Origin of the sequence: Aeromonas sp. R5-1 (genome assembly GCF_040908265.1) — a bacterium.
Taxonomy (GTDB): domain Bacteria; phylum Pseudomonadota; class Gammaproteobacteria; order Enterobacterales; family Aeromonadaceae; genus Aeromonas; species Aeromonas caviae.
On the sequence record NZ_JBFODJ010000056.1, the window covers coordinates 44,834 to 67,861 of the forward strand.

At 57.5% G+C, this 23,028-nt stretch carries 23 protein-coding genes; 7 read left to right on the forward strand and 16 right to left on the reverse strand.

Going from position 1 to position 23,028, the window contains the following annotated elements; all coding sequences use genetic code 11:
• Positions 1–47 precede the first annotated feature (47 nt).
• Genes AB5Y64_RS08645 through AB5Y64_RS08665 form a run of 5 tightly spaced genes read right to left on the reverse strand, consistent with a single transcriptional unit; the run spans position 48 to position 4,536 of the window.
• On the reverse strand, positions 48–746 hold the full coding sequence (locus tag AB5Y64_RS08645) for a UPF0149 family protein (protein WP_039040637.1): 699 nt from the start codon (positions 744–746) through the stop codon (positions 48–50).
• Complete coding sequence (locus AB5Y64_RS08650; protein WP_052258867.1) at positions 743–1,984, reverse strand: restriction endonuclease subunit S; 1,242 nt, start codon at positions 1,982–1,984, stop codon at positions 743–745. The genes AB5Y64_RS08645 and AB5Y64_RS08650 overlap by 4 nt, the downstream gene beginning before the upstream one ends.
• On the reverse strand, positions 1,974–3,497 hold the full coding sequence (locus AB5Y64_RS08655) for a type I restriction-modification system subunit M (protein WP_039040638.1): 1,524 nt from the start codon (positions 3,495–3,497) through the stop codon (positions 1,974–1,976). The genes AB5Y64_RS08650 and AB5Y64_RS08655 overlap by 11 nt, the downstream gene beginning before the upstream one ends.
• Positions 3,494–4,132, reverse strand: coding sequence for a restriction endonuclease subunit S (locus AB5Y64_RS08660; protein WP_039040639.1), 639 nt, complete (start codon positions 4,130–4,132; stop codon positions 3,494–3,496). Before AB5Y64_RS08660 ends, AB5Y64_RS08655 begins: the two co-directional genes overlap by 4 nt.
• Positions 4,132–4,536 carry a hypothetical protein gene (locus AB5Y64_RS08665; RefSeq protein ID WP_152610198.1) on the reverse strand — a complete coding sequence of 135 codons (405 nt, stop codon included), beginning with the start codon at positions 4,534–4,536 and terminating at the stop codon, positions 4,132–4,134. Before AB5Y64_RS08665 ends, AB5Y64_RS08660 begins: the two co-directional genes overlap by 1 nt.
• Before the next feature lie 340 nt (positions 4,537–4,876).
• On the opposite strand from AB5Y64_RS08665, the gene AB5Y64_RS08670 reads away from it, so the two are divergent.
• From AB5Y64_RS08670 to repC, 3 genes are read left to right on the forward strand one after another with little or no spacing between them, the layout of a single operon-like run.
• On the forward strand, positions 4,877–5,212 hold the full coding sequence (locus tag AB5Y64_RS08670; protein WP_039040640.1) for a helix-turn-helix domain-containing protein: 336 nt from the start codon (positions 4,877–4,879) through the stop codon (positions 5,210–5,212).
• A 7-nt stretch (positions 5,213–5,219) separates the two neighbouring features.
• Positions 5,220–6,071, forward strand: coding sequence for a helicase RepA family protein (locus tag AB5Y64_RS08675; protein ID WP_080770056.1), 852 nt, complete (start codon positions 5,220–5,222; stop codon positions 6,069–6,071).
• A gap of 25 nt (positions 6,072–6,096) precedes the next feature.
• On the forward strand, positions 6,097–6,897 hold the full coding sequence (gene repC / locus AB5Y64_RS08680; RefSeq protein ID WP_234704036.1) for a replication protein C, IncQ-type: 801 nt from the start codon (positions 6,097–6,099) through the stop codon (positions 6,895–6,897).
• 201 nt (positions 6,898–7,098) lie between these two features.
• Here repC and AB5Y64_RS08685 read toward each other — a convergent pair whose 3' ends face one another.
• The 9 genes from AB5Y64_RS08685 to AB5Y64_RS08725 form a co-directional block, all read right to left on the reverse strand.
• Positions 7,099–8,238, reverse strand: coding sequence for a site-specific integrase (locus AB5Y64_RS08685; RefSeq protein WP_039040643.1), 1,140 nt, complete (start codon positions 8,236–8,238; stop codon positions 7,099–7,101).
• 162 nt (positions 8,239–8,400) lie between these two features.
• Complete coding sequence (gene mnmE, locus AB5Y64_RS08690) at positions 8,401–9,762, reverse strand: tRNA uridine-5-carboxymethylaminomethyl(34) synthesis GTPase MnmE (protein ID WP_010672278.1); 1,362 nt, start codon at positions 9,760–9,762, stop codon at positions 8,401–8,403.
• A 109-nt stretch (positions 9,763–9,871) separates the two neighbouring features.
• Positions 9,872–11,518, reverse strand: a complete 1,647-nt coding sequence (yidC, locus tag AB5Y64_RS08695; RefSeq protein WP_010672279.1) for a membrane protein insertase YidC — start codon at positions 11,516–11,518, stop codon at positions 9,872–9,874.
• A 5-nt stretch (positions 11,519–11,523) separates the two neighbouring features.
• Positions 11,524–11,772: a membrane protein insertion efficiency factor YidD gene (gene yidD / locus AB5Y64_RS08700; RefSeq protein ID WP_010672280.1), complete on the reverse strand. Its 249-nt coding sequence runs from the start codon at positions 11,770–11,772 to the stop codon at positions 11,524–11,526.
• Positions 11,739–12,098 (reverse strand): ribonuclease P protein component, encoded by a 360-nt coding sequence (gene rnpA / locus AB5Y64_RS08705; RefSeq protein ID WP_010672281.1) that lies wholly within the window; start codon positions 12,096–12,098, stop codon positions 11,739–11,741. Before rnpA ends, yidD begins: the two co-directional genes overlap by 34 nt.
• Positions 12,098–12,232 carry a 50S ribosomal protein L34 gene (gene rpmH / locus AB5Y64_RS08710; protein WP_005307156.1) on the reverse strand — a complete coding sequence of 45 codons (135 nt, stop codon included), beginning with the start codon at positions 12,230–12,232 and terminating at the stop codon, positions 12,098–12,100. Before rpmH ends, rnpA begins: the two co-directional genes overlap by 1 nt.
• Positions 12,233–12,501: 269 nt before the next feature.
• Entirely contained in the window at positions 12,502–13,236 is a 735-nt protein-coding gene (locus AB5Y64_RS08715; protein WP_010672282.1) for an amino acid ABC transporter ATP-binding protein, read from the reverse strand.
• A 12-nt stretch (positions 13,237–13,248) separates the two neighbouring features.
• Positions 13,249–13,917 (reverse strand): amino acid ABC transporter permease, encoded by a 669-nt coding sequence (locus tag AB5Y64_RS08720; RefSeq protein WP_010672283.1) that lies wholly within the window; start codon positions 13,915–13,917, stop codon positions 13,249–13,251.
• Complete coding sequence (locus tag AB5Y64_RS08725) at positions 13,918–14,676, reverse strand: amino acid ABC transporter substrate-binding protein (protein ID WP_039040644.1); 759 nt, start codon at positions 14,674–14,676, stop codon at positions 13,918–13,920. It lies immediately after the preceding gene.
• 310 nt (positions 14,677–14,986) lie between these two features.
• On the opposite strand from AB5Y64_RS08725, the gene dnaA reads away from it, so the two are divergent.
• The 4 genes from dnaA (at position 14,987) to gyrB (ending at position 21,058) form a co-directional block, all read left to right on the forward strand.
• Positions 14,987–16,357, forward strand: coding sequence for a chromosomal replication initiator protein DnaA (gene dnaA, locus AB5Y64_RS08730; protein WP_039040645.1), 1,371 nt, complete (start codon positions 14,987–14,989; stop codon positions 16,355–16,357).
• An 83-nt stretch (positions 16,358–16,440) separates the two neighbouring features.
• Positions 16,441–17,544, forward strand: coding sequence for a DNA polymerase III subunit beta (gene dnaN / locus AB5Y64_RS08735; RefSeq protein WP_039040646.1), 1,104 nt, complete (start codon positions 16,441–16,443; stop codon positions 17,542–17,544).
• Positions 17,545–17,546: 2 nt separating this feature from the next.
• On the forward strand, positions 17,547–18,650 hold the full coding sequence (gene recF, locus AB5Y64_RS08740; RefSeq protein ID WP_010672287.1) for a DNA replication/repair protein RecF: 1,104 nt from the start codon (positions 17,547–17,549) through the stop codon (positions 18,648–18,650).
• Positions 18,647–21,058 (forward strand): DNA topoisomerase (ATP-hydrolyzing) subunit B, encoded by a 2,412-nt coding sequence (gene gyrB / locus AB5Y64_RS08745; RefSeq protein WP_039040647.1) that lies wholly within the window; start codon positions 18,647–18,649, stop codon positions 21,056–21,058. The genes recF and gyrB overlap by 4 nt, the downstream gene beginning before the upstream one ends.
• 97 nt (positions 21,059–21,155) lie before the next feature.
• Here gyrB and AB5Y64_RS08750 read toward each other — a convergent pair whose 3' ends face one another.
• Positions 21,156–22,121 carry a GlxA family transcriptional regulator gene (locus AB5Y64_RS08750; RefSeq protein WP_039040648.1) on the reverse strand — a complete coding sequence of 322 codons (966 nt, stop codon included), beginning with the start codon at positions 22,119–22,121 and terminating at the stop codon, positions 21,156–21,158.
• A gap of 85 nt (positions 22,122–22,206) precedes the next feature.
• Positions 22,207–22,977, reverse strand: coding sequence for an MBL fold metallo-hydrolase (locus AB5Y64_RS08755; protein ID WP_039040649.1), 771 nt, complete (start codon positions 22,975–22,977; stop codon positions 22,207–22,209).
• Positions 22,978–23,028: the final 51 nt, after the last annotated feature.

The window sequence follows — 23,028 nt, forward strand, 5'->3', positions numbered from 1 at the left end:
AACTGTGTGCTACCGATGGCGTCTGTTCGGGGTCTTGCCATCTCAACTCAGTGCAAACAGCACTGTTTGAACTTCTTGCCGCTGCCACAGGGGCAGGGGTCATTGCGCCCGATCTTGGGGGTCGCTCTAACCGGCGGGGTTACTGGCGTGAGTGTTGGCGCAGATATCGGTGCTGTGCTTGGCCCCCGTTGGGCGAGAAAATGGGCGTGCAGCCGCAGGGCGGCAGGGCCCACTTCGGCCACGCTCTGTTGATGTTCCGGTAGCGAGAGGCTGGCAAGCTGTGGCAGCAGATCATCGCTGCCATGCAGGCGGATCACCTCAAGGGAGCGGCCCAGTGCCTCTGGCAAGGCTGGCCAGTTCCCCAGCGCCATGCCACGCAGATAGCCAAAGCACCAATCTTCGGCGTTGCAGATCTCCTGCCCTTCGACATAGTTGGCCATTAGCACCGGGATAAAGTGCTGAGGCTGATAACAGAGGGTGTGGGCCAGAATATTCATATGGTCGAGGATCAAATCCAGCGCCTGTTTCATCTCATGCTCGGAAGACCACTCAGGGGGCGTGCCACCCCAGAGTACCGGCCACCACTGGCTGGGTGGCACCAGCTCGGGGCCGGAGAGTACCGCAGTCAGAAAGCCGTCGAGCGCCGACAGACTCAGCATCGAGTCGTCGTTGCCATGGTCCATCAGCCGCTGCTCCAACCACTCCACATCGGCCTCTGTCATGGGGTGAATGGTCACTTTTTTCATGCGGCCTCCTCCACCTTGACCCGCCGTTTGCCGGTCAGCAGCTGTTGCATCAGCGCTTTTTTCTCTTGCTTTAGGGCGTCGAGCTTTTGTTGCAGGGCACTGATTTCTTGATCGGTGGTGGACAGGACTGCGGCGATTTTTTGTTGTTCCTCAAGCGTGGCTGGAATAACAACCTTTTCCTTTACAAACATATTGAAATTGAAGGTCATCTTTTCAATATGAACACCATAGCTACAAAGGAATGCCTTGTGATACATTATTTTTTGTTTGCTGAACCAAGAGAAAAAAGCAATATCTATTTTTTCATCATCTTTTGGCCTTAGAGCAATGTATGAGTCTGATATGTGACACTTATTAAACTCTTCTGTTACTAACCCTGTGGCTCCGTGAACAACCTGCATCTTTGAGATTAAAAAGTCACCGGCAAGTGCAGTGTTCATTTTTTTTGTCAAAATCTCTGAACCCTTTAAAATTTCACGAAGCACAACTCCCTCCGAGCGGCGCTTGACACTTAAAAGGTGATATTGACGATCATCGTCCCATTGAACTGGCCGCTTAACCTCTTTTAAAAGAGAACCAATACGTTGAGCTTTCCACTCCCCACTAAACCTCACCCCATTCTTATCCAATAGGCGTTTTTTGCCGGTCAGCAGTTGTTGCATCAGGGCTTTTTTCTGCTGCTGGCTATTGGCCAGCAGTTGCTCGGTGGTAGTGATAGCCTTGTCCCAAGTGGAAAGGATTTTGGCTATTTTCTTTTGTTCGTGGAGTGGAGGCAGCAAAAATACAACGTCGCTTAAAATCTGCTGACTTAAGTTGGAAATATTTGTCCCGCCACCATTTTTTGATATTTGTTGCTTCATCAGAGATGAACGCGCGACTAAGGAAATATATTCAGGTAAAGCAAACTTTTTGTTAACTCGACCTCGTATTGTGAAGCCTGAATATGAAAGTCTAGTGGCGACGGCAGGAAAAAATAAGCAGCGGCCAATTAAGTCTTTATTGCCATTCGACCTTACAAATAGCAAGTCTCCATCTTCCAAAAGCTCTTCGTCTCGAACCCTATTGTTTACATAAATCGTTTCCAGTAGATCAGTTGACCTGAGCTCGGCGAAGTCTTTGAAGTCGCCAACACCAACGATCTTAATCGCCTCACCCTTGTCTGATTTAGTGAAGTTAAGCCCATTTTTAAATTCGGCAATCTCTCCCAGAGTTGTGCGGTTCCAACCATTAGGCACCATAACCCAACTCCTCCAGATAGTTGGCCATCTCGGTTTCCAACTCGAGCAGCTGAGTTTTTAGCTGTTCACGCTCGGCACGCACCGCCAGCAGATCGATCTCTTCCTCTTCCTCGAAGGTATCCACATAGCGGGGGATATTGAGGTTGTAGTCGTTCTCCTTGATCTCTTTGAGCGAGGCAAGATAGGCGTATTTCTCGACATTGCCGCCGTTGCGGTAGGTTTTGACTATCTTGGCGATATTCTCCGGGCTCAGCATGTTCTGGTTCTTGCCGGCCTTGAACTCGCGGCTGGCGTCGATAAACAGCACATTGTCGTCCACCTTCTCTTTTTTGAAGATCAGGATGGCGGCGGGGATGCCGGTGCCAAAGAACAGCTTCTCCGGCAGGCCGATCACCGCATCGAGCAGGTTCTCGTCAATCAGATTTTGGCGGATCTTGCCTTCGCTGGAGCCGCGGAACAGCACGCCATGAGGGACTACGACACCCATGCGACCGCTTTTGGGTTTCAGGGTCTCGATCATATGGAGGATAAAGGCGTAATCCCCCTTGGTCTTGGGCGGGATGCCGCGCTTGAAGCGGCCGAACTTATCGTGCTCGGCCTCATCATGCCCCCACTTGTCCAGTGAGAACGGCGGGTTGGCTGTCACGATATCGAAGCGCATCAGATCGCCGTTTTTATCCAGCAGCTTGGGGTTGCGGATGGTGTCGCCCCACTCGATTTTGTGGTTGTCTTCCCCATGCAGGAACATGTTCATCTTGGCCAGCGACCAGGTGGAGCCGATGGCTTCCTGCCCGTAGAGGGCGTAACGCTTCTTGCCGTGGTTTTGCACCACCTTGCGGCCGCACTTCATCAAGAGCGACCCGGAACCACAGGCGGGATCACAGATGGTATCGTCGAGCTGCGGATCGAGCAGTTCGGCCATCAGGTCGGAGACCTCGGGCGGGGTGTAGTACTCGCCAGCCTTCTGGCCGCTGTTGGCGGCAAACTTGCCGATCAGGTACTCGTAGGCGTTGCCAATCACGTCAAGGTTGCCGACCCGGCTTGGTTTCAGGTTGAGCTCCGGTTTGGCAAATTCCTCCAGCAGATAGCGCAGTATGGTGTTTTTCTGCTTCTCTTCGCCGAGGCGATCGCTGTTGAAGCTGATGTCCTGGAACACGCTCTTGTTGCCATCTTTGAGCTTGGTACCGTTGGCTTCTTCCAGTGCATGCAGAGCCTGATCGATCCGCTCGCCGTTTCCTGGCTCGTGACGTCGTTCATAGAGTGTGTAGAAGCTGGATTGTTTGGGCAGCACAAAGCGCTCGCTCTTCATCATCTCTTCGATAAGCTCTGGTGCGTCGCCGTACTCTTTCTTGTAGCTGTCGTAATGGTCCTGCCAGACATCGGAGATGTACTTCAGGAACAGCATGGTGAGGATGAAGTCTTTGTAGGTGTCGGCGCTGATGGTGCCGCGGAAGACATCGCAAGCACCCCAAACGGTGTTGTTGATAACGTCCTGATTGATCTGAGTTGTCATTGTTTTTTCTCCTTAAGCAAATTCTGAAACATGCCTTGCAGCATGGTTTCTCGATTCTTTAACAAGGCTTGTGTCAGCTGTTGCTCCTGTTCCCACAATTTGTTCAGGTGCAGAATTTTTTCTTGCGTGGCTAGGGTTGGAATCTCCAGTTTTAGTTCTTTGGCCACCTTTGTATTGAGCATCACAATGTTGGTTCCCTGACTTGCCCCTTCAGACAACCAATACTGCATTGCCGGGCGGTTAAGCGCCCAGCACAAGAACTCAGGTAGAACACCTTGTTTCGGAGTAATAATTAGAAGCTGGCTACTGACCACAACAGGCAATTGACTCTGTTGGTCAGATGACAGATAAGAGGCTCGAAAGTATCCCCCTTTAGCTCCTCTAGCTGGAAGCAGAACTGAACCTGGGGAGGCAAAAGCTTTGTTACTACCCTCCCAGCGGATCAAAGGAAGTCGCTGAGCTTGAATGAGTGGGGTGTTTGTTCTCTCCCATATGTTGCGAACATCTTTGATTTGAACCACATGAGCATCGGCTTGACTATTAGATGAGACCTCATCGACTCTTTCTCGAAAGGTATACCCAGTTCGTATATCGGCAATATCCCCTAGTGAGAGAAGGTTAGGTATTGATGACATTACACTTTTCCCCATGACTGGGCCGGAGCGCGAAGCATGAAGCCTGCACACCGACAAGCTTGGATATTCGTCAGGAACACGACATCTTCCCAACCCGCGCGATAAGCTTCTTTTGTAAACCATGCCTTAACTGGGCTCGTAATTTTTTGCTGAGAGCCGCCATGATGTTTGTTGTAAAGAGCAATGATGCGGTCTGCATCGCAGAAAACTGCATCTTTTGCTGATTTCACGCTGTCGGGGGTAGGGAATGCCCATTTCCCGCGTTTGACTTCTAAACGAGGTTGGGGACCTGCATCATTGGGTTGTGTCATAGCCTTTGCTAACGCATTGCTCTGAACAAGACAGAAGCCTCTTACGATCCATCCATCTTGTAGTACTTCGTTTGTTTGATATGCTTGCATCATTCAAATCCTCCATAGTGACTAACTTCGGGTTGCTTGTGGTGTTTGAACGCAGAGACAGGCGGCCACCTGTCTCTGCATTTTCTCCCATCTCATACAGTAGAGCGTCTACGCACAAGATGTTTGTGTATGATGACTGCTCATATCGGTCTTTGTCAACCAAAAAATGACAGTAATCCTTCTACTGCATCGTGCTGTCTTGCCATACTTTATGAATTTCACATGTGAAATTTTTCCCGAAAGCGCTGTAAGAGCCCAAAACGGGCACTTACAGCGCTCTGGATTTTGTTAGGTCCCCGGTACGCTCTTGCATGCTGATGTTTGTAACCAGGAGACAATCTGCATGCGCGAACAAAATTCGTCAGTTTACAGCGATCCTAATGGGGCAATCCTTAAAGAGATTTATGAGCTTAAGCTGCTGGTAATCCAGCAAGGACAGGCGCAAAAAGAGGTGCTTTCTGCCGAGGAGTGCGCTGAGTTGCTGGGGGTTTCTGTCAGCTATGTGTACCGGCTGACCAGTGAAAAGCGTCTGCCGCATTACAAGCCACAAGGCAAAAAGATCTACTTCAAGCGCGTTGAGCTGCTGGACTGGCTGCTCTCCCACCGCATTTCACCGGACGCCGAACTCACTGAGCATGTAATCAAGCGTGTGCGGCAAGCTGGCCATGGGCGGTTGTGAGGCTGTTATGGAGCGAGATCTCATAGCATCTCACTGGCCTCAGGATCTCCGGTCGGCTTTTGTTGAACCTCCGAAACCCCTCGATTTTGTCCTTCCAGGGCTGCCGGTGGGCTGCGTTGGTGCTTTGGTGTCACCGGGAGGAGTGGGCAAGTCGATGTTGGCATTGCAACTGGCAATGCAGATCGCCGGTGGGCCGGATTGGATTGAACTTGGCAAGCTGGGCAGGGGAGCTGTGCTCTACCTGCCTGCCGAGGACCCCTGGCCTGTACTGCACCAGCGCTTGTTTGCCTTGGGCGGAGGCCTTGATGCTGAACTGCGTGCCAACGTTGAACGAGACCTTCGTTTGATATCGCTCCAGGGTGCCAGTCCGAATGTGCTGGATAGCCGCTGGTGGGAAGCGATTGCTATATGGGCTGAAGGGGTGAGGTTGATTGTCATCGATACTTTGAGGCGCTTCCACGATGCTGACGAGAACGCAGCCTGTGCCATGACGCAGGTACTGGGTCAGTTGGAACGGCTGGCCATGGAGCTGGGATGCGCTGTGCTGTTTGTACACCACACCAGTAAATCTGCGGCATTCCAAGAAGCTGGCGATCTGCAGCAGGCAAGCCGTGGTTCGTCGGTACTGGTGGACAACGTTCGCTGGCAGGCCTATCTCGCCACTATGACCAAGAAAGAGGCGCAGAAGCTGGGCGTATCGGTAGAGAAGAGCCAGCTTTACGTGCGGTTTGGGGTAAGCAAAAGCAATTATGGGCCGCCACTACCGGAGCGCTGGCTGGAGCGGAAGGAAGGAGGTGTGCTGTACCCCGCTGGTTTTGACGAAATACGCTGGGCTGGGGGCAAACGTGCCTTGCTTTGAATTGACTCATGCCCGGCACGACCATATGCACTGCCTTGCTCCCGGGTTGTTTAGGGCGATCTCGAATGGCCAACGCCGCCGTGACAAGCTGGAGGTGATTTACCGTTTGGATAACGGTAATCAGATTGAGTTTTCTGGGCCAGAACCCTTGGGGGCTGACGATTTGCGCGTACTTCAAGGGTTGGTTGCCCTAGCTGGGCTTGAATCAGAAAGTGGCAAGATTGGGCCTATTGCGAGTGGTGAAACCGGAGAGATATTACGAGACCTACTTCAGCTGCGTGGGATTGCCAACCAGCAGGATGTCTTGGTAGTCAAAAGCAGCTTGCGCAAACTGGCCAAGGAGATTGGTTACGCAAACCCTCGTGACACCAATACGGTGCGTCGCACTGTCGAGCGGTTGTGGAAGGTGTCGGTAATAGCACAGGTAGCAGGCTTGCGTAGTGGTTTTCGTCTGCTGGCGAACTATGCCAGCGATCCCCTGACCGATAGGCTCTTTGTGGCGCTTAACCCATTGCTGACCAATGCCATATTGGGTAATGGCCGATATACCTATATCGATCTGGCTGAGGTACGGCAACTGCGTAGTAGCACTGCCCGGATATTGCATCAGCGGCTTTGTGCCTGGATTGATTGTGGCCGCAGCAAGCCAGTAGGTTTAGATAAACTGGTCTCTTACGCTTTTCCTGATAAGTCCAGCGCGGCCACCAACCGAAAGCGGCAATCGCGAGTTCGCAAGGCTCTGTATGAACTGGCTGAACTGGGTTGGTCAATCAGTGAACATGCCAAGGGGCGGTTTACCATCGGCCGGCCTGCACTATCACGATAACGGTCACAAACTATCACGAAAGTGGTCACAAAGTTCACGATAACGGTCACAAGCCAATTCAGTGAAACCCAGTTACCGCTTGGGCTGCAGGGCGATCCTGAAATCCGATCTATATTATCTAAGATAATCTAGGCCAGCGCATGGTTGCGCTGGCCTATTTGTTGGCTCTTCCTAGCTATGATCTCGTCGAGGGTGCTTCTATCACCCCAAGACATTGGGGAAATCGAGCATGGCATCTCGGCGCCGCGATTCAAGAATGTCGGCGTAGATTTCGGTAGTTCTCAGCTCACTGTGCCCCAGCAATCGGGAGAGGGCATAGATATCGACGCCGCGATTAAGCTGGATGACGGCGAAGGTATGACGCGCGCTGTGGAAGGTGACCTTCTTGGTTATACCCGCCTGCAACGCCCACCGGGTGAGCTCCATGTTGTGCCAAGCCGAGTACTTGAGGCCCTTGAAGATCCGCTCTGTTGCCTTGCCTGGGCGCCCCATCAGCTGCATCGCCATGTCATTCAAATCCAGGTATTGCAGGCCGCTGGTCTTTTTCTGGGTGAAGACGATACGGTAATGGCCATAGAAGGGCTCCAGCTCGGCCCAGGTCAGCTTGTGAATGTCGGACCAGCGCAAGCCAGTGCAACAAGAGAACAGAAAAGCGCGCTTAAGAACGTCGTACCGGCACTCGGCCTGGGCCAAGGCTCGTACCTCGTCTTCGGTCAGGTAAACCCGTTTGTTCTTCTCCCCCTGGATAGCTTTGACACGTCGTACTGGATTATCCGGTAGCAGCCGTTCCTGCTCCGCCTGGTTCAGGGCCGCCCTTAACTTGTTGAAATAGGCACTCTGGGTGTTGCGGCTCAGTGGTGTGCCGCTTTTGGTGCGGGCCTTGTGCATCAGGTAATGCCGAAATCCCTCCAGGAACAGCTGATCTACTTCCTCAAAAGTCAGCTCCGGCAGCTTATGGTACTGGCGTAAATGCTTGAGGGCTGATATCCAGATGGAATGGTTGCTCTTGCTGCCTGCCGCTTTTTGGTCTGTAACCTCTTGGAAGTACTCGAAGAAGCTGGCCTTGTAGGCGTTCGAGAAATCCAGATGGTGTTTACCAGTCTCGTACTCGAAGAGTCGCTTGGCGCGGATGGCTTCGGCTGCTCGCTGGGTTTCTTTGTTGTGGAGCCGCTGTGCTGGAGTACGCGGCTTGTCGTACAAGAAGAGATCCAGGGGCTCTCTGCTGCGTTTGTGCTTGCGGATGCCCGTGGTTGGTTCAAGGTAGGAGCCGGCGTAATAGGTTAAGCGCAGAGCGCGCTTGCCTTCGGCGTCAGGTTCGCGGAATTCGATGCTGATCTTCATAATTGTCCCCCGAAAGTACCCCGAGAGGTTACTTCGGGGTACTCTCGGGGTAAATTCTCACGAAACAAGATCAGGCAAGAATAGCCAGTAAAAAACAAAGTTCAATATTTACAATTGGTTATGTTCTCACTGGCTGCTTTTTATTGCTGATTTTTCACCACATTACTTGCCGATGCAGAAGCTGGAGAAGATGCGGCCCAGCAGATCGTCGGAGCTGAACTCGCCCGTGATCTCGGACAGGGACTCCTGGGCCAGGCGCAGCTCCTCGGCCACCAGTTCGCCAGCCACATAGACCTCAAGCTGCTCCCTGGCTACCAGCAGCCGTTCGGCGGCGCGCTCCAGCGCATCCAGGTGGCGGCGGCGGGCCATGAAGCCCCCCTCGGTATTGCCCTGGAAGCCCATGCAGGCCTTGAGGTGCTCGCGCAGGGCGGGCAGCCCCAGCTCGGTCTTGGCGGAGATGCGATAGACGGCGTGGCCCTGCTCCTGGCTCGGTGCCAGATCCTCGCCGGTCAGGTCCGCCTTGTTGCGCACCACGGTGAGGCCGATGTTTTTTGGCAACCGATCAACGAATTCCGGCCAGATGTCGTGGGGATCGACGGCATCCGTGGTGGTGCCGTCCACCATGAACAGCACCCGGTCGGCCTGTTCGATCTCGGCCCAGGCGCGCTCGATGCCGATCTGTTCCACCTTGTCCTGGGTATCGCGCAGGCCCGCGGTGTCGATGATGTGCAGTGGCATGCCATCCAGATGGATGTGCTCGCGCAGCACGTCGCGGGTGGTACCGGCGATCTCGGTGACGATGGCGGACTCGCGGCCTGCGAGGGCGTTGAGCAGGCTCGATTTGCCGGCGTTGGGGCGACCGGCGATCACCACCTTCATCCCCTCTCGCAGCAGGGCACCCTGCTTGGCCTCGCCGCGCACGTCGTCCAGCTCGGACATGATGGCGTAGAGGTCACCCGCCACCTTGCCGTCGGAGAGAAAGTCGATCTCTTCATCCGGGAAGTCGATGGCCGCTTCCACATAGATGCGCAGCCGGGTGAGACTCTCCACCAGCTGTTGAACCTTGCCGGAGAACTGCCCCTGGAGGGAGTGCATGGCGCTGCGGGCGGCCTGCTCGCTGGAGGCTTCGATGAGATCGGCGATGGCCTCGGCCTGGGCCAGATCCAGCTTGTCGTTGAGGAAGGCGCGCTCGCTGAACTCGCCCGGGCGGGCGGGGCGGATGCCGTCGATCTGCAGGATGCGGCGGATCAGCATGTCGAGAATGACGGGGCCACCATGGCCCTGCAGCTCCAGCACGTCTTCGCCGGTGAAGCTGTTGGGGGCCTTGAACAGCAGGGCGATGCCCTGATCCAGCGCCTGGCCCTGCTCGTCCCTGAACGGCAGATATTCGGCATAACGCACCCTGGGGAGCTTGCCGAGCACTATCTCGGCGACCCGCTCGGCGGCAGGGCCGGAGACGCGGACTATGCCGACGCCGCCACGGCCGGGGGCGGTGGCCTGGGCCACGATGGTATCTGTTGTCATCTTGCTTGACTCGCTGGTTGGCTGAATGAGTAAGAGGGTGGGGGACATTGTAATAAAAAAGGCGGCCCGAAGGCCGCCTCTTTTGTCATCAGGAAAGATGGGCTGCGCATCAGTTGCGTGAGTGCAGGCCTTTCTTCTCCAGCTGACGATAGATGATGGTCTGCTGGATGATGGAGATGACGTTGCTCACCAGCCAGTACAGAGTCAGACCTGCCGGGAACCAGAGGAACATGAAGGTGAAGATGATCGGCATGAACTGCATCACCTTCTGCTGCATCGGGTCCGTGATGGTGGTCGGGCTCATCTTCTGCAGATACCACATGGAGGCACCCATGAGGATTGGCAGCACGAAGAAGGGGTCCTTCACCGACAGGTCGGTGATCCACAGGGCGAACGGCGCGTGGCGCAGCTCGACAGACTCCATCAGTGCCCAGTAGAGGGCGATGAAGATGGGCATCTGTACCAGGATGGGCAGGCAGCCGCCCAGCGGGTTGACCTTCTCCTTCTTGTACAGCTCCATCATGCCCTGGGACATCTTCTGGCGATCGTCACCGAAGCGTTCCTTGAGCGCAGCCAGCTTGGGCTGGAGCATGCGCATCTTGGCCATGGAGGTGTACTGGGCCTTGGTCAGCGGGAACATGATGCCGCGCACCAGCAGGGTCAGCATGATGATGGCCAGACCCCAGTTCTGGACGAAACCGTGGAACACGGTCAGCAGCCAGTGCAGCGGTTGGGCGATGAACCAGAGCCAGCCGTAGTCGACGGTCAGATCCAGGTGGTTTGCCACCTTGGCCATCTGATCCTGCAGCTTGGGACCGATCCACAGCTTGCCGCTCACTTCGGCCTGCTGGCCGGCAGCGACGTCAACCAGCGGCGCCTTGTAGCCGATGATGGCCTGGTCCTTGCCCGGGATCACGCGGCTGTAGAAGCTGTTGGTGTCGTTGGCATTCGGGGCCCAGGCAGAGACGAAGTAGTGCTGCAGCATGGCAACCCAACCACCCTGGGTGGTCTTGTTCAGGTCGGCATCCTTCATCTCGTCGAAGGTGTACTTCTTGTAGCGGGAATCTTCGCTGGAGAAGGCACCACCACGGTAGGCACTGGCCACCATGGCATGACCTTCCTGATCCTTCGGCGTGGTCATGGTCTGCTTCAGCTGACCGTAGAACTGTACCTGGACCGGCTCGGCAGACTTGTTGTCGATCTTGTAGTCGACGCCCACGGCGTAATCACCGCGCTTGAGCACGAACTCCTTGGTGAAGACCACACCTTTGCTGTCGGTCCAGGTCATCGGAACGACGACTTGATCCTGACCATCGGCCAGCTGATAGCTGGTCTGGGCGGCTTCATAGGTGGGACGACCCTGGGCCTGGCTGTCCGGACCATTGCGACCGACCAGACCGCTCTGGGCCACATAGAGGTGGGCAGGCTGGCTGGTCAGCAGGGTGAACGGCTGTTCCTTGCCTTCTTCCAGCTTGTGGGCCAGCAGCTCGGCAGAGACGATGTCACCGCCCTGGGTGTCCAGGGTCAATTTGAGCACGTCGGAGGAGACGGTGATCAGCTTGCGCGCGGCGTTACCATTTGCTTGCTCGGAAACCTGAGGAATATCACCGGTCTGACCGGCTTCAGGTACGAAATGTTCGGTTTGGGCCACGGTAGTCGGGGCCGGCTTCGGAGCCTTGTCGGACTCCCACTGTTGCCAGAGCAAGAAGCTCACGAACAGCAAACCGATCAGGAGTAAATTGCGTTGTGATTCCATAGTCTTCAGTTTCTTCGCTTTGGTTGCGGAACCGGGTCATAACCACCCTCGGATAAGGGATGGCATTTTAATAGACGTTTGCTGGCTAACCAAACGCCTTTTATGAAACCGTGAAGTCGGATTGCTTCTATCGCAAATTGGGAACAAGTCGGGGTGAAACGGCAGCGCGGCCCGAGCAGGGGACTAATGATTAGCTGATACAGGCGTATCAGTTTGATTGCTACCCATTGCAACGGCGTGACAGAGTGCGCCATAGCTTTTCCAGTAACTTGAACAGCGCTTCGTTGTCCATCTCCTTCACGCCACCCTTGGCGATCACGACGATGTCGATAGCGGGCAGATTGGCTTGATTGAGGCGAAAACTTTCCCGAACCACTCGTTTTACACGGTTGCGCCAGACGGCACGCTTGAGCGCCTTTTTGGGCACGGCGAGGCCAAGACGGGGGTGTTCGAGGGAGTTGGGGCAAGCAAGAAGCGTAATTTGCGGAGAAGCGGCCCGGACAGGCTCGGCGAAAACGCGTTTGAAGTGTTCGGGAGTTAACAGACGTAACTCCCGAGAGAAGGTGTGCTGGGTAGGCATTAGACTACCAGGCGGGCACGACCCTTGGCACGACGAGCGGCCAGAACTTTGCGGCCGTTGGCAGTAGCCATGCGAGCGCGGAAACCGTGAGAGCGCTTGCGCTTCAGGTTGGACGGTTGAAAAGTACGTTTCATGATTCGATTCCGTATTTCTGTACAGTTTTGATTGTCACACTTAGCCGACGCGCCAGCTATAGCGTGTGACGACTAGCAAAAGAGGCCGAATTCTAAACAGAGTTCAGCTTCTCGTCAATCCGCCGTTCCTTTCCATCTCGCCCCGTTCGTCGACCGAGCGGGGTAATCTGGCAGGATCCGGAGGATCAAGGGCCCCGAATTATACTGGCAACCCGGGGTTAAACAAGGATCCCTCAAGAAAAAAGGCGGCCAGGCCGCCAAAGAGAGAGCTATTTAAGTACTTTGCGCAGGAACTCCCGGGTACGGGGATCCTGCGGATCGACCAATATCTGATCCGGCGGGCCCTGCTCCACGATCCGGCCTCCTTCCATGAAGATCACCCGATCGGCGACATCACGGGCAAACTCGATCTCGTGGGTCACCACCACCATGGTCTGGTGCTGGCGGGCGAGCTGCTTCATCAGGCCCAGTACCTCGTCGACCCACTCGGGATCGAGGGCGGAGGTGGGCTCGTCAAACAGGATCACCTTGGAGTGAGCCGCCATGGCCCGGCCGATGCCGACGCGCTGTTGCTGGCCGCCGGAGAGGGAGGCCGGGTAGGCATCCTGTTTCTCGGCGAGGCCGATGTCCTTGAGGATGCCCAGGGCAGTGGCACGAGCCTCCGCCTTCGGCTGTTTCCAGACGGTGATCAGCCCCTCGGCGATGTTGTCCAGCGCCGTCTTGTTGGCGAACAGGGCGTAGTTCTGGAACACGAAAGAGGCGCGTTTGCGCAGTTCGATGGCCTGCTGGTCGCTGGCCTTGGCCAGATCCACGGCGAGGTCATCGATGACGAGCCGCCCTGCATCCGGGGTTTCCAGCAGGTTGAGGCAGCGCAGCAGAGTCGACTTGCCGGTACCGGAGGGGCCGATGATGACGACAATCTCCCCCTTCTTTACCTCAAGATCGATGCCGTTGAGCACCTGATTTCCGTCATAGGCCTTGGAGAGACCCGTTAGGTTGATCATGACAGGCCTCCTTTAATAAGCACGGTTCAGCCGCACTTCCAGCAGATGCTGCAAGCGGGTGAAGAAGATGACCACCACCCAGTAGATCAGCGCCACCGCCATGAAGCTCTCGAAGAACTTGAAGGAGGAGGCTGCTTCCATCTGGGCCTTGCCCATGATCTCCGCCACACCCAGGGTAAACGCCAGGGAGGTGCTCTTGATCATGTCGATGAAGTAGTTCATCAGCGATGGTGTCGCGATGCGGGCCGCCTGGGGCAGGATGATCCGCTGCATCGCCTGCAGCCGACTCATGCCGATGCTGAGGGCGGCTTCCATCTGGCTCTTGTGGATGCCGAGAATGGCTGCCCGGATCGACTCGGCCATGTAGGCGGCAAAGTGCAGGGTCAGGCCGATGATGGCGGCGGTAAAGGCATCCATCCCCACGAAGATGGGGAAGAGCTGCGGCAGCCCGTAATAGAGCAGGAACAGCTGGACGAGCAGCGGTGTACCCCGGAAGAACGAGATATACAGCATCGCCAGCCAGTGAAGTGCGGGAACGCGAAACACCCGTACTATCGCCAGGATCAGCGACAGTACGAGTGCCAATACGAATCCCCACAGGGCCATTTCCATCGTGGTGCCCAGGTATTTGAGCAGGATGGGAAACAGCCCTAGCGTGTACTCGAGGTCAAATTCCATCATTTATTTGCTGGTGATGTCCGCTGCGAACCATTTTTCGGAGATTTTGGTCAGGGTGCCGTCTTTGCGCATGGCGGTGAGGGCATCGTCAACCTTCTTCAGCACGGCCTGCTTCTCCGGGGTCTTCAGGAAGGGCAGGGCATTCTCGATGGTTTCGAACGGTGCACCTGCCTGTTGCAGCGGCAGCTTGGATTCCTTGATCAGCTGGGCGGTGGAGACGCGGTCCATCACGAAGGCGTCGATGCGGCCCAGGGCGACATCCTGCTCGAAGGCGGAGTCATAGGTGCGGATGTCGATCTTCTTGTTGGGGTCGTTCTTGCGCAGCAGCTCTTCGAAGTTGGAGCCCAGGTTGACGGCGACCTTCTTGCCTTCCAGATCCTTGATGCCGTGGATGGTGTTGTTGCCCTTGCGGACCACGATCTGGGCACCGTCATAGACATAGGGCTGGGAGAAGGCGTACTTGGCCTTGCGCTCGTCGGTGATGGTGATCTGGTTGGAGATGGTGTCAACGCGGCCGGTTTCCAGCATGCCGAACAGGCCGGAGAAGCTGGCGGTCACGAACTCGACCTTGTAGCCGGTGCGCTCACCGATCTGGTTCCACATGTCCACCTCGAAGCCCTGCAGCTTGTCCTGCTTGACGAAGGTGAACGGGAAATATTTGCCGGACATGCCGACCTTGATGGTTTCCTGGGCGATGGCCTGGCCGGACAGGCTGGCCAGCAGAATGGCGGCGCCGGAAATCAGTTTGATGGTGGATTTCATGGGGATTCCTCTCTCTGTAGTGCTGTATTTTTAGTTGTAATCACGGGTTGGCGCTGATGTTATTGGAATAAAATATAAAAAATAAATGATATTTGGTTATATAAAATAACTATGGTTGCAGCGCGCCATTCTGTCCACATTGCCGATATCCGGCTGTGGGTAACTTTGGGGATGAAATGGGATCCTGGGGCGTTGGATCCTTGAAAGTCAAGGATCTTATTTGCTGGATCCGTGCGGCAGCAACTGGAGATCCGGCCACTAAAAACGTAGAATAGCCGGTCTTTACTTAATCAATTGACGGGAGTCTAGAGTGACTGCTTCGCTATGGCAGCAGTGCCTTAACCGGCTGCAAGATGAGTTGCCCTCGGCAGAATTCAGCATGTGGATCCGGCCGCTTCAAGCGGAGTTGAGTGACAATACTCTGACCCTGTATGCACCGAACCGCTTTGTTCTGGACTGGGTACGCGACAAGTACCTGCTCCGGGTCAACGGCATCATCAACGAGCTGTGCGGAGCCGACGCTCCCACCCTGCGTTTTGATATCGGCAATCGCCCTCATCCCGTCGCGGTCGCCAGGGCGCCGGCCCGTGGTGTCGATCCTGTGAATAACTCTCCCAAGAGCTGGGAAAACAAGGCCGAAAACAAGCCCGAGCCAAACCACAAGAGCAACACCAACGTGAACTATACCTTCGAGAATTTCGTCGAGGGTAAGTCCAACCAGCTGGCCCGTGCGGCCGCCCGTCAGGTGGCCGACAATCCGGGTGGTGCCTACAACCCGCTGTTCCTCTATGGCGGAACCGGCCTGGGCAAGACCCACCTGCTGCACGCCGTTGGCAATGCCATCAAGGATCGCAAGAAAGACGCCAAAGTCATCTACATGCACTCCGAACGGTTCGTGCAGGACATGGTGAAGGCGCTGCAGAATAACGCCATTGAAGAGTTCAAGCGTTATTACCGTAGCGTCGATGCCCTGCTCATCGATGACATCCAGTTCTTCGCCAACAAGGAGCGCTCCCAGGAGGAGTTCTTCCACACCTTCAATGCCCTGCTTGAAGGCAACCAGCAGATCATTCTGACCTCGGACCGCTATCCGAAAGAGATCAACGGGGTGGAAGATCGTCTCAAGTCCCGCTTCGGCTGGGGACTCACGGTGGCGATCGAGCCGCCCGAGCTGGAGACCCGGGTTGCCATCCTGATGCGCAAGGCGGACGAGAACCAGATCCATCTGCCGGACGAAGTGGCCTTTTTCATCGCCAAACGGCTTCGCTCCAACGTCCGTGAACTGGAAGGTGCCCTCAACCGGGTGATCGCCAACGCCAACTTCACCGGCCGCGCCATCAACATCGACTTCGTGCGCGAGGCGCTGCGCGATCTCCTGGCCTTGCAGGAGAAGCTGGTCACCATCGACAACATCCAGAAGACGGTGGCGGAGTATTACAAGATCAAGCTGGCGGATCTGCTCTCCAAGCGTCGCTCCCGCTCCGTTGCCCGCCCGCGCCAGCTGGCGATGGCGCTGGCCAAGGAGTTGACCAACCACAGTTTGCCTGAGATAGGGGATGCCTTTGGTGGCCGTGACCACACCACGGTTCTTCATGCCTGCCGCAAGATCGAGCAGCTGAAGGAAGAGAGTCACGACATCAAGGAAGACTATTCCAACCTGATCCGTACCCTTTCTTCCTGATAACGGAACGGAGTGCACAGATGCAGATTGCATGTTCCAGCCTGATCCTAATCCTTTCCTCCCAATAACAACGGAGAGCACAGATGCAGCTCGAAATTAGCCGTGAGGCCCTGTTACGTCCCCTGCAACTGGTGTCCGGTGCCCTGGGTGGCCGGCCGACCCTGCCCATCCTCGGCAACGTCCTGCTCGATGTCAGCAATGGCCTGCTGTCGCTGACCGGGACCGATCTCGAGGTGGAGATGATCGGACAGGTCTATCTCAACAGCGACAGCCAGGATGGCCGCACCACAGTGCCGGCGCGCAAGCTGCTGGACATCTGTCGCGGTCTGCCGGAGGGGGCGGAGATCCGCCTCAGCACCGAGGGAGAGCGCCTCATCATCCGTTCCGGTCGCTCCCGCTTCAACCTGTCGACCCTGCCGGCGACCGAATACCCGAACATCGAGGATTGGGAATCCGTGCTCGAGTTCGACATCAGCCAGCTGGAGCTGAAAAAACTCATCGACGCGACCCAGTTCTCCATGGCGAGCCAGGACGTGCGCTACTACCTGAACGGCATGCTGTTCGAGAGCGAAGGACACGGCCTGCGTACCGTGGCGACGGACGGTCACCGGCTGGCCACCTGCCGCCGCGAGGTGGTGGGGGAATCGTTGCCCGATCATCAGGTCATCCTGCCGCGCAAAGGGGTGCTGGAGCTGGTGCGCCTGCTGGAAGCAGAAGACAAGCCGGTACGGCTGCAAGTGGGCCGCAGCAACCTGCGCGCCGCCCTGGATGGCTTTATCTTCACCTCCAAGCTGGTGGATGGCCGTTTCCCGGACTGGCGCCGCGTCATCCCCCGGGGGAGTGATAAGGCCCTGATCGCCGGTCGCGAGGATCTGCGCCAGGCCTTTGCTCGTGCCGCCATCCTCTCCAACGAGAAATTCCGTGGGGTGCGTCTCAATCTGCAGGAAAACCTGCTGCGCATCACCGCCAACAACCCGGAACAGGAAGAAGCCGAAGAGCTGCTTGACGTACAATACGCCGCTGGCGAGATGGAGATCGGCTTCAACGTCTCCTATGTGCTGGACGTGTTGAATACGTTAAAATGTGACCAAATCCGGATCAGCCTGAGCGATTCCATCAGCAGCGCCATTATTGAGGATTTTGAGAACCAAGATGCCCAGTACGTGGTGATGCCGATGCGGATCTAGTCGTGTCCCTGGTCAAACTCCAGCTCAGCGACTTTCGCAATATTCAGCACGCCAGTCTCGCGCTGTCTCCCGGCCTCAATATCCTGGTCGGGAGCAACGGCAGCGGCAAGACCAGCGTGCTGGAAGCCATTCATTACCTTGGTCTCGGCCGCTCGTTTCGTACCCATTTGACCGGGCGGGTCATCCGCCAGGGCGAGCGGGCCTTTACCCTGTTTGCCCAGTGCGAGCTGGAGGGGCGTCAGGTGCCCATCGGGCTTGCCAAGGACAAGGGGGGCGAAACTCAGCTCAAGATCGCCGGTGCCCAGGCCCAGCGCCTGGCCGATCTGGCGGAGCTGTTGCCGGTACAGTTGATCCACCCCGATGGTTTCAGCCTGCTGACCGGTGGGCCCCAGGCTCGCCGGGCCTGGCTCGACTGGGGTGTTTTCCATCAGGAGCCGACCTTCTTCTCCCTCTGGGGGCGGGTGCGTCGGCTGTTGAAGCAGCGCAATGCCTTGTTGCGCCAGAGCACCCAGTATCGTCAACTGGCGTTCTGGGATCAGGAGCTGGTGCGACTGGGCGGCGAGCTGGCGGGTTTTCGCGCCAGTTATTGTCAGGCCATTACCCCCCTGATCAAGGAGATGACGGCAGATTTTCTGCCGGAGTTCGATATCAGTCTTGGATTCTATCGAGGCTGGGAAAAAGACACTCCCCTCGATGCATTGCTGGAGGCGGGGTTCGAACGGGATCGTTCGCTGGGGTACACTGGGGTCGGTCCGCAGAAGGCGGACGTGCGGCTCAAGGCGAACGGCGTGCCCGCGCAGGATATTTTGTCCAGGGGTCAGCTGAAGTTGCTGGTCTGTGCCATGCGGCTGGCCCAAGGGCTCTATTTGAATCAACATAGCAGCCGCGGCTGTATTTTTTTAATTGATGATTTTGCCTCTGAACTGGATGTCGACAAACGTCGTCTGCTGGCCGCAAGGCTGAAGCAGTGCGCGTCCCAGGTGTTCATCACCGCCATCGATACCGGTCAGCTCGCAGACATGATGGATGCGAGTGACTGCAAGCTGTTCCACGTGGAACAAGGCAAGATCTCCGAAACGTTAGAGAAGGCAGAGAGTAAGCTATGAGTGAAAATACTTACGACTCCTCGAATATCAAGGTGCTCAAGGGCCTGGATGCGGTCCGCAAGCGCCCGGGGATGTATATCGGCGATACGGACGATGGATCGGGCCTGCACCACATGGTGTTCGAGGTCGTCGACAACTCCATCGACGAGGCTCTGGCTGGCTACTGCTCCGATATCCAGGTCAAGATCCATTCCGACGGCTCCGTCTCCGTGCGCGACAACGGTCGCGGCATTCCGGTGGACATCCACCCGGAAGAGGGCCGCTCCGCCGCCGAAGTCATCATGACCGTGCTGCACGCCGGCGGCAAATTCGATGACAACTCCTACAAGGTGTCCGGCGGTCTGCACGGTGTGGGCGTTTCCGTGGTGAACGCGCTTTCCGACAAGCTGCTGCTGACCATCCGCCGCAACGGTCATGTCTACGAGCAGACCTATCACCTGGGCGAGCCGCAGGCACCCCTCAAGCAGATTGGTGACAGCACCGGCACCGGGACCGAAGTCCGCTTCTGGCCGAGCCCGACCATCTTCAGTGACACCCTGTTCCACTACGAGATCCTGGCCAAGCGTCTGCGCGAGCTCTCCTTCCTCAACTCCGGCGTCTCCATCCGTCTGATGGACGAGCGTGATGGCCGCGAGGCGCACTTCTGCTACGAAGGGGGCATCAAGGCCTTCGTCGAGTACCTGAACCAGAACAAGACCCCGATCCACCCCAAGGTGTTCCACTTCACCACAGAGCAGGACGGAATCGGTGTCGAAGTCGCCATGCAGTGGAACGACGCCTATCAGGAAGGGGTCTACTGCTTCACCAACAACATTCCGCAGCGGGATGGTGGTACCCACCTGGTGGGCTTCCGTACCGCGCTGACCCGGACGCTGAACAACTACATGGACAAGGAGGACTACAGCAAGAAGGCCAAGTCCGCCGCCAGTGGTGACGACGTCCGTGAAGGTCTGATTGCCGTTATCTCCGTCAAGGTACCGGATCCCAAGTTCTCCTCCCAGACCAAGGACAAGCTGGTCTCTTCCGAAGTGAAGACCGCCGTGGAACAGGCGATGGGTGAGAAGCTGGCCGACTTCCTGCTGGAAAACCCGGGCGACGCCAAAATCGTGGTCAACAAGATCATCGATGCGGCCCGTGCCCGTGAAGCGGCCCGCAAGGCCCGCGAACTGACCCGCCGCAAGGGCGCGCTGGATATCGCCGGTCTGCCCGGCAAGCTGGCGGACTGTCAGGAGAAAGACCCGGCGCTCTCCGAACTCTACATCGTGGAAGGGGACTCTGCTGGCGGTTCCGCCAAGCAGGGTCGCAACCGGAAGAACCAGGCCATCCTGCCCCTCAAGGGCAAGATCCTGAACGTGGAGAAGGCCCGTTTCGACAAGATGATCTCCTCCCAGGAGGTGGGCACCCTGATCACCGCCCTGGGCTGTGGCATCGGTCGCGACGAGTACAACCCGGACAAGCTGCGCTATCACAACATCATCATCATGACGGATGCGGACGTCGATGGTGCGCACATCCGTACCCTGCTGCTGACCTTCTTCTATCGTCAGATGCCGGAAATCATCGAGCGTGGCTATGTCTTCATCGCCCAGCCGCCGCTCTACAAGGTGAAGAAGGGCAAGCAGGAGCAGTACCTGAAAGACGAAGACGCATTGTTGCAGTACCAGACCGCCATGGCGCTGGACGGTGCGACCCTGCACGTCAACGAGTCTGCCCCGGCCATCGGTGGCGAGGCGCTGGAGCGTCTGGTCAACCAGCATCGCGCCGTGACTCACCTCATCACCCGCATGTCCCGCCGCGCGCCGGAAGCCGTGCTGACCCAGCTGATCTATCAGCCTGAGTTGAACGAAGCCCTGCTGGCCAGCGAGAGCGATCTGCAGGCCTGGTGCCAGAGCATGGAAGCCGTGCTCAACGAGAGCAACCACGGCATCCAGTACCAGATGCAGGTACGCCGCGACGAGGAGCGCAGCCTGTTCGTGCCCCACGCCGTGGTACGCCAGCACGGGGTTGATCGCGAATACCCGCTCAGCTATGACTTCCTGCAATCCTCCGAGTACCGTCAGCTGGTCTCCCTGGGCAAGGAGATCGCCAACCTGATCGAGGAAGGCGGTTACATCAAGCGTGGCGAGAAGGTGAAGCCGGTCGCCAGCTTCGTTGAAGCGGTCGAGTGGCTGATGGGCGAAGGCAAGCGTGGCATCTACATCCAGCGCTATAAAGGGCTGGGCGAGATGAACCCGGAGCAGCTGTGGGAAACCACCATGGATCCGGAAGCCCGTCGCATGCTGCGTGTCACCATCGACGACGCAGTCGGCGCCGACCAGCTCTTCTCCACCCTGATGGGTGACGCCGTAGAGCCCCGTCGCGACTTCATCGAGACCAACGCCCTGCGGGTTGCCAACCTCGACGTCTAACAGACGGTCCGACAACCATCAAAAGCCGCTCCTCGTGAGCGGCTTTTTGTTTTCTGGGGCAAGGAAAAGGGCGCGTTCCACGTGAAACATGAGGGACCTAGACTCTGTCACCGCGAAAGGTGCGGCGCCACTCCCGCGGCGACACTCCGAAGCGGGCGCGAAAGTGCTTGCGCAATATGGTGGCAGATCCGAGCCCCACCAGTTCGGCGATGCGTTCCACGGTGTGGGCGCTGGACTCCAGCAGCGTCTGGCTGCGGCGCAGACGCTCCGCCATCAGCCACTCCCCGAGGGAGAGACCGGTGGCGAGCTGGAAGCGGCGGCTAAAGGTGCGTCGGCTCATCATGCAATGTTCCGCCAGGCTGTCCAGGGTGTGGGGCGCGGCCAGGTGCAGGCGCAGGTGATCGAACAGCTGGTTGATCCTGGCATCCCGGGTGGTGGCGGGTACCGGCTGCTCGATGAACTGGGCCTGGCCACCCTCCCGGTGGGGAGGCACCACCAGCCGCCTGGCCAGCTTGTTGGCAATCTGGCTGCCGTGATGCTGGCGAACCAGATAGAGGCAGCAGTCCAGGCTGGCGGCGGTGCCAGCCGAGGTGATGAGCCCGTCGTCGTCGACGTAGAGGGCATTGGTATCGAGCCGCACCCGGGGGAAGCGCTGGACGAACTCCTGCTCAAATTCCCAGTGGGTGGCGGCACCGCGCCCGTCCAGCAGGCCGGCATAGGCCAGCACATAGGTACCGAGACAGAGCCCCACGATCTGGGCTCCCCTGATCCGGGCGGCAACCAGGGCATCGAGCAAGGGTTGGGCGGGGCGCTCGGCCGGATCGCGCCAGAAGGGGATGATGATGATATCCGCCTCCAGCAGACCCTCCAGGCCATAGTCGGCCTCCATGCGAAAGCCCTGGGAGGAGGCGGGTTGCCGCGTGTCATCCCCGGCGCAGAGTCTCAGCTCGAACAACGACTGGCCCGGCATCATCTTGTCGCCAAAGATGAGGCAGGGCACCGAGCAGTGAAAGGGGCTGAAGCGATCGAAGGTGATGACGGCGACGATGAGGGGACGGGGCATGGTGGCAAACTCCTTTGCACTCGGATCCCCATCATACGGGGCAGTAACAGAAAGCCGAAGAGCCATGTGGTGCCCGGCCCCTCGCTCAGAGCACCATGGTGTCGCCATCCTCGGGCACCCTTACCCGGGCGGCCATCCCCTGGCTGTCCAGGTAGTCGCGCAGCTCCCGCCGGGACAGCAGGGCATGATTGACCGCCTCCATGTGGCTGGCGATCAGGGTGGCCTGCGGGGCGGCCTGATAGACGGCGGCCACATCCTCCTTGCCCATGATGATGGCGCCCAGACCCGTCACCTGGGCATCACCGCAGTTGAGGACGACAACCTCGGGTTGGTGCCGGTGCAGCGCTTGTTCAACCTGGGCATTCCAGACGGTGTCGCCGGCCAGATAGAGGGTCTTTTCGGCGGGATGGGAGAAGACCACTCCACTGACCTCGCCAAGGCGATCCCCCAGCAGGGCCATGATGGTATCGCTGCCGTGTCGGCCTTCCGTCTGTTGCAGGCGGATGCCGGCGAACTCGCCGACCTCGCCCAGCAGGCGCACATCCTCGAAGCCGCATCCCCTCATGGTGTCGGCATCTTTTTGATGCTGCACGAACAGGGGAAGGTGCTTGGGGATCTTCGCTTTCGCGACATCGTCCCAGTGATCCAGATGGTCATGGGTGACGATCACCGCATCCACCTCCAGCAGGGTCGCCATGGGCAGCGGCAGCTCGACCAGGGGGTTGCGAAGATGGCTGTTGGCCATGCCTTCGAAGCCGGGGTAGCTCCCCTTGGGGGCCAGCATGGGGTCGATGAGGAAGCGGGTTCCTGCGTAGTGGATGAGCAGGGTGGCGTTGCGAACCTGGGTAATCTTCATGGCGTGCTCCGGTTTCTCGTTGGGGACACGGCCAGTATGGAGGGATGAGGG